1 protein-coding gene is annotated in these 1,964 nt (G+C 49.7%); it reads left to right on the top strand.

Going from position 1 to position 1,964, the window contains the following annotated elements; translation table 11 throughout:
• The coding region (gene fdhF / locus GRP75_RS25655; protein WP_160790741.1) for a formate dehydrogenase subunit alpha at nt 1-1,964 on the top strand (1,964 nt) is incomplete at both ends.

Here is a 1,964-nt window from a genome sequence, read left to right as displayed (position 1 = left end):
TACTGCGGGAGCGGTTGTCAGCTTCATTTGCTGGTGGAAAAAGGACAGGTAATTGGCGCAGAGCCGGCTGGTGGTCGTACGAATGAAGGAACGCTGTGTCTGAAAGGACACTATGGATGGGATTTTTTGAATGACCCGCAAATTCTGACTGCACGCTTGCGCAAACCCATGATTCGCAAAAATGGAGTAATGGAGGAAGTGGAGTGGAAAGAAGCCATTCAATATACTGCCGAACGGCTGTCAGCAATTAAGGAAAAATACGGACCCGACTCTATCATGGGAACGGGCTCCGCACGCGGTCCGGGAAATGAAGCCAATTATGTCATGCAAAAGTTCATGCGGGCGGTCATTGGCACGAACAATATTGATCATTGCGCTCGTGTATGCCACGGCCCTTCTGTGGCAGGTTTGACTTACTCGCTCGGAGATGGAGCTATGTCCAACTCTATTCCTGAAATTGAACACTCTGATCTCATTTTCGTGTTTGGATATAATGCACCCGAAACACATCCGATCGTCGCAAGACGCATTGTAGCTGCCAAGCAAAGAGGCGCCAAAATTATTGTATGCGATCCGCGCATGACCGAAACAGCTCGTATTTCGAATATGTGGCTACCCTTAAAGGGCGGTTCGAACATGGCTTTGGTGAACGCTTTTGGTCATGTACTTGTGCATGAAGAACTGTACGACAAACGATATGTTGAAGCAAACACAGAAGGCTTTGCCGAATACGTAGACAGCATTAAAAAATATACTCCCGAATATGCGGAAGGCATTACGGGGGTCAAGGCGGCCGATATCCGGGCGGCTATGAGGGAATATGCAAAGGCCCCTACCGCTACAATTTTGTACGGAATGGGCGTATGTCAATTTTCACAGGCCGTTGATGTGGTAAAGGGGCTCGCTTCCCTTGCACTGTTGACTGGAAATTTGGGCAAGCCGAATGTGGGTATCGGACCAGTACGGGGACAAAACAATGTACAGGGGTCCTGTGATATGGGCGCTTTGCCGAATGTGTATCCTGGCTATCAGGATGTAACAGACAACACAGCTCGCAAAAAGTTTGAAAAAGCATGGGGTGTTGAGCTGCCACGTAAAAAAGGCTATCCACTTACGGAGGTACCACACCTCATCCTGAAGGAGAACAAGCTGAAAGCTTATTACATTTTCGGTGAGGACCCTGTACAAAGTGATCCGAACGCCGCCGAGTTGCGTGAAGCCCTAGACCAATTGGAATTTGTCGTGGTTCAGGATATTTTCATGAACAAAACAGCGCTGCACGCTGATGTCATCCTCCCTTCTACTGCCTGGGGCGAGCATGACGGCGTATATTCTTCGGCAGATCGGGGCTTTCAGCGCATCCGTAAGGCCGTTGAGCCACAGGGTGATGTTAAGCCAGACTGGGCCATTATTAGCGAGGTTGCTACCGCCATGGGCTATCCTATGTCCTATGCAAACACAGAAGAAATTTGGGATGAAATGCGCAGTCTCAGCCCATTATTCTCCGGTGCCAGCTACCAAAAAATGGAGCAGCAAGGCGGCGTGCAATGGCCCTGCCCTACTGAAGATCATCCAGGTACACCGTATTTATATAAAGGAAATCAATTTTCGACACCTAGTGGCAAAGGCAGATTATTCGCCTGCGAATGGCGTCCACCACAAGAACAACCGGATGCAAAATACCCGCTTGTCTTGTCCACAGTCCGTGAGGTAGGTCACTATTCCGTTCGTACCATGACTGGTAATTGCCGCGCGCTGCGCCAGTTGTCTGATGAGCCTGGATTTATTCAGATTAGCCCAGAAGACGGAGCAGATCTGAATATTCTGGATGGCGAAATTGTTGCTATATCCTCTCGCCGGGGACGCATCATGGCACGGGCACAAATCAGTGACCGTGTGCAACAAGGTGCGACCTACATGACCTATCACTGGTGGGTTGGAGCATGCAACGAGCTGACCGCTGA

It is taken from the genome of Paenibacillus sp. OT2-17 (genome assembly GCF_009827695.1).
GTDB classification, from domain to species: domain Bacteria; phylum Bacillota; class Bacilli; order Paenibacillales; family Paenibacillaceae; genus Paenibacillus; species Paenibacillus polymyxa_B.
Note: the sequence above shows the minus strand (reverse complement) of the source record. Positions and strands in the feature narration are given on the sequence as shown.